Below are 5,240 nucleotides of genomic sequence, written 5' to 3' on the forward strand. Positions count from 1 at the left end.
AAAAGTCTGTATAATAGTAAGAGTTGAAAATAACAGCTCAGGTCCGTTGGTCAAGGGGTTAAGACACCGCCTTTTCACGGCGGTAACACGGGTTCGAATCCCGTACGGACTATGGTATGTTGTGGTTGAGGCACTTGATGAAAAAGTTTTAAAAAAGTTTCAAAAAAGTGTTGACAAGCGAAAGCGACTGTGATATACTAATATAGTTGTCACTTGAGAGAAGCGAGTGACAAAGACCTTTGAAAACTGAACAAGACGAACCAATGTGCAGGGCACTACAACTAAGGTTGTAGTACTGAACAATGAAAAAACAATAAATCTGTCAGTGACAGAAATGAGTGAGAACTCAAACTTTTAATGAGAGTTTGATCCTGGCTCAGGACGAACGCTGGCGGCGTGCCTAATACATGCAAGTAGAACGCTGAAGGAGGAGCTTGCTTCTCTGGATGAGTTGCGAACGGGTGAGTAACGCGTAGGTAACCTGCCTGGTAGCGGGGGATAACTATTGGAAACGATAGCTAATACCGCATAATAGTAGATGTTGCATGACATTTGCTTAAAAGGTGCAATTGCATCACTACCAGATGGACCTGCGTTGTATTAGCTAGTTGGTGGGGTAACGGCTCACCAAGGCGACGATACATAGCCGACCTGAGAGGGTGATCGGCCACACTGGGACTGAGACACGGCCCAGACTCCTACGGGAGGCAGCAGTAGGGAATCTTCGGCAATGGACGGAAGTCTGACCGAGCAACGCCGCGTGAGTGAAGAAGGTTTTCGGATCGTAAAGCTCTGTTGTAAGAGAAGAACGAGTGTGAGAGTGGAAAGTTCACACTGTGACGGTATCTTACCAGAAAGGGACGGCTAACTACGTGCCAGCAGCCGCGGTAATACGTAGGTCCCGAGCGTTGTCCGGATTTATTGGGCGTAAAGCGAGCGCAGGCGGTTAGATAAGTCTGAAGTTAAAGGCTGTGGCTTAACCATAGTACGCTTTGGAAACTGTTTAACTTGAGTGCAAGAGGGGAGAGTGGAATTCCATGTGTAGCGGTGAAATGCGTAGATATATGGAGGAACACCGGTGGCGAAAGCGGCTCTCTGGCTTGTAACTGACGCTGAGGCTCGAAAGCGTGGGGAGCAAACAGGATTAGATACCCTGGTAGTCCACGCCGTAAACGATGAGTGCTAGGTGTTAGACCCTTTCCGGGGTTTAGTGCCGTAGCTAACGCATTAAGCACTCCGCCTGGGGAGTACGACCGCAAGGTTGAAACTCAAAGGAATTGACGGGGGCCCGCACAAGCGGTGGAGCATGTGGTTTAATTCGAAGCAACGCGAAGAACCTTACCAGGTCTTGACATCCCTCTGACCGCTCTAGAGATAGAGTTTTCCTTCGGGACAGAGGTGACAGGTGGTGCATGGTTGTCGTCAGCTCGTGTCGTGAGATGTTGGGTTAAGTCCCGCAACGAGCGCAACCCCTATTGTTAGTTGCCATCATTCAGTTGGGCACTCTAGCGAGACTGCCGGTAATAAACCGGAGGAAGGTGGGGATGACGTCAAATCATCATGCCCCTTATGACCTGGGCTACACACGTGCTACAATGGCTGGTACAACGAGTCGCAAGCCGGTGACGGCAAGCTAATCTCTTAAAGCCAGTCTCAGTTCGGATTGTAGGCTGCAACTCGCCTACATGAAGTCGGAATCGCTAGTAATCGCGGATCAGCACGCCGCGGTGAATACGTTCCCGGGCCTTGTACACACCGCCCGTCACACCACGAGAGTTTGTAACACCCGAAGTCGGTGAGGTAACCGTAAGGAGCCAGCCGCCTAAGGTGGGATAGATGATTGGGGTGAAGTCGTAACAAGGTAGCCGTATCGGAAGGTGCGGCTGGATCACCTCCTTTCTAAGGATAAGGAACTGCGCATTGGTCTTGTTTAGTCTTGAGAGGTCTTGTGGGGCCTTAGCTCAGCTGGGAGAGCGCCTGCTTTGCACGCAGGAGGTCAGCGGTTCGATCCCGCTAGGCTCCATTGGTGAGAGATCACCAAGTAATGCACATTGAAAATTGAATATCTATATCAAATAGTAACAAGAAAATAAACCGAAACGCTGTAGTATTAAAAGAGTTTATGACTGAAAGGTCAGAAAATAAGGTTAAGTTAATAAGGGCGCACGGTGGATGCCTTGGCACTAGGAGCCGAAGAAGGACGTGACAAACGACGATATGCCTTGGGTAGCTGTAAGTAAGCGATGATCCAGGGATTTCCGAATGGGGGAACCCAACAGGTACTACCTGTTACCCGCATCTGTTAAGGATGTGAGGAGGAAGACGCAGTGAACTGAAACATCTAAGTAGCTGCAGGAAGAGAAAGCAAAAGCGATTGCCTTAGTAGCGGCGAGCGAAACGGCAGGAGGGCAAACCGGAGAGTTTACTCTTCGGGGTTGTAGGACTGCAATGTGGACTCAAAGATTATAGAAGAATGATTTGGGAAGATCAGCCAAAGAGAGTAATAGCCTCGTATTTAAAATAGTCTTTGTACCTAGCAGTATCCTGAGTACGGCGGGACACGTGAAATCCCGTCGGAATCTGGGAGGACCATCTCCCAACCCTAAATACTCCCTAGTGACCGATAGTGAACCAGTACCGTGAGGGAAAGGTGAAAAGCACCCCGGGAGGGGAGTGAAATAGAACCTGAAACCGTGTGCCTACAACAAGTTCGAGCCCGTTAATGGGTGAGAGCGTGCCTTTTGTAGAATGAACCGGCGAGTTACGTTATGATGCGAGGTTAAGTTGAAGAGACGGAGCCGTAGGGAAACCGAGTCTGAATAGGGCGCCTTAGTATCATGACGTAGACCCGAAACCATGTGACCTACCCATGAGCAGGTTGAAGGTGCGGTAAGACGCACTGGAGGACCGAACCAGGGCACGTTGAAAAGTGCTTGGATGACTTGTGGGTAGCGGAGAAATTCCAAACGAACTTGGAGATAGCTGGTTCTCTCCGAAATAGCTTTAGGGCTAGCGTCGACATTAGAGATTCTTGGAGGTAGAGCACTGTTTGGGTGAGGGGTCCATCCCGGATTACCAATCTCAGATAAACTCCGAATGCCAATGAATTATGGTCGGCAGTCAGACTGCGAGTGCTAAGATCCGTAGTCGAAAGGGAAACAGCCCAGACCACCAGCTAAGGTCCCAAAATAATTGTTAAGTGGAAAAGGATGTGGGGTTGCACAGACAACTAGGATGTTAGCTTAGAAGCAGCTATTCATTCAAAGAGTGCGTAATAGCTCACTAGTCGAGTGACCCTGCGCCGAAAATGTACCGGGGCTAAAACAATTTACCGAAGCTGTGGATACCTTTATAGGTATGGTAGGAGAGCGTTCTATGTGTGAAGAAGGTGTACCGTGAGGAGTGCTGGAACGCATAGAAGTGAGAATGCCGGTATGAGTAGCGAAAGACAGGTGAGAATCCTGTCCACCGTAAGACTAAGGTTTCCAGGGGAAGGCTCGTCCGCCCTGGGTTAGTCGGGACCTAAGGAGAGACCGAAAGGTGTATCCGATGGACAACAGGTTGATATTCCTGTACTAGAGTATGTAGTGATGGAGGGACGCAGTAGGCTAACTAAAGCAGACGATTGGAAGAGTCTGTCTAAGCAGTGAGGTGTGATATGAGTCAAATGCTTATATCTATAACATTGAGCTGTGATGGGGAGCGAAGTTTAGTAGCGAAGTTAGTGACGTCACACTGCCAAGAAAAGCTTCTAGCGTTTAAGCATACTCTACCCGTACCGCAAACCGACACAGGTAGTCGAGGCGAGTAGCCTCAGGTGAGCGAGAGAACTCTCGTTAAGGAACTCGGCAAAATGACCCCGTAACTTCGGGAGAAGGGGTGCTGACTTTATGTCAGCCGCAGTGAATAGGCCCAAGCAACTGTTTATCAAAAACACAGCTCTCTGCTAAATCGTAAGATGATGTATAGGGGGTGACGCCTGCCCGGTGCTGGAAGGTTAAGAGGAGTGCTTAGCGTAAGCGAAGGTATGAATTGAAGCCCCAGTAAACGGCGGCCGTAACTATAACGGTCCTAAGGTAGCGAAATTCCTTGTCGGGTAAGTTCCGACCCGCACGAAAGGCGTAATGATTTGGGCACTGTCTCAACGAGAGACTCGGTGAAATTTTAGTACCTGTGAAGATGCAGGTTACCCGCGACAGGACGGAAAGACCCCATGGAGCTTTACTGCAGTTTGATATTGAGTGTCTGTACCACATGTACAGGATAGGTAGGAGTCTATGAGATCGGGACGCCAGTTTCGAAGGAGACGTTGTTGGGATACTACCCTTGTGTTATGGCCACTCTAACCCGGATAGGTGATCCCTATCGGAGACAGTGTCTGACGGGCAGTTTGACTGGGGCGGTCGCCTCCTAAAAGGTAACGGAGGCGCCCAAAGGTTCCCTCAGAATGGTTGGAAATCATTCGCAGAGTGTAAAGGTATAAGGGAGCTTGACTGCGAGAGCTACAACTCGAGCAGGGACGAAAGTCGGGCTTAGTGATCCGGTGGTTCCGTATGGAAGGGCCATCGCTCAACGGATAAAAGCTACCCTGGGGATAACAGGCTTATCTCCCCCAAGAGTTCACATCGACGGGGAGGTTTGGCACCTCGATGTCGGCTCGTCGCATCCTGGGGCTGTAGTCGGTCCCAAGGGTTGGGCTGTTCGCCCATTAAAGCGGCACGCGAGCTGGGTTCAGAACGTCGTGAGACAGTTCGGTCCCTATCCGTCGCGGGCGTAGGAAATTTGAGAGGATCTGCTCCTAGTACGAGAGGACCAGAGTGGACTTACCGCTGGTGTACCAGTTGTCTTGCCAAAGGCATCGCTGGGTAGCTATGTAGGGAAGGGATAAACGCTGAAAGCATCTAAGTGTGAAACCCACCTCAAGATGAGATTTCCCATGATTTTATATCAGTAAGAGCCCTGAGAGATGATCAGGTAGATAGGTTAGAAGTGGAAGTGTGGCGACACATGTAGCGGACTAATACTAATAGCTCGAGGACTTATCCAAAGTAACTGAGAATATGAAAGCGAACGGTTTTCTTGGTTTGAATAGATATTCAATTTTGAGTAGGTATTACTCAGAGTTAAGTGACGATAGCCTAGGAGATACACCTGTACCCATGCCGAACACAGAAGTTAAGCCCTAGAACGCCGGAAGTAGTTGGGGGTTGCCCCCTGTGAGATATGGAAGTCGCTTAGCT

Annotated in this window: 2 tRNA genes and 3 rRNA genes; all 5 read left to right on the forward strand. The window is 49.6% G+C overall.

Annotated features, from left to right (window positions below):
- Nucleotides 1-40: 40 nt before the first annotated feature.
- The 5 genes from N8M66_RS09155 (at nucleotide 41) to rrf (ending at nucleotide 5,239) form a co-directional block, all read left to right on the forward strand.
- Nucleotides 41-112 (forward strand) — tRNA-Glu (locus N8M66_RS09155).
- 241 nt (nucleotides 113-353) lie between these two features.
- A 16S ribosomal RNA gene (locus N8M66_RS09160) occupies nucleotides 354-1,899 on the forward strand.
- 51 nt (nucleotides 1,900-1,950) lie between these two features.
- Nucleotides 1,951-2,023: transfer RNA gene (locus N8M66_RS09165), tRNA-Ala, on the forward strand.
- 122 nt (nucleotides 2,024-2,145) lie between these two features.
- A 23S ribosomal RNA gene (locus N8M66_RS09170) occupies nucleotides 2,146-5,047 on the forward strand.
- Nucleotides 5,048-5,123: 76 nt separating this feature from the next.
- Nucleotides 5,124-5,239 (forward strand): 5S ribosomal RNA (gene rrf, locus N8M66_RS09175).
- The 16S, 23S and 5S rRNA genes sit together here with 2 tRNA genes alongside, the layout of an rRNA operon.
- Nucleotide 5,240 lies beyond the last annotated feature (1 nt).

Source organism: Streptococcus mitis, from assembly GCF_946188585.1.
GTDB classification, from domain to species: domain Bacteria; phylum Bacillota; class Bacilli; order Lactobacillales; family Streptococcaceae; genus Streptococcus; species Streptococcus mitis_DG.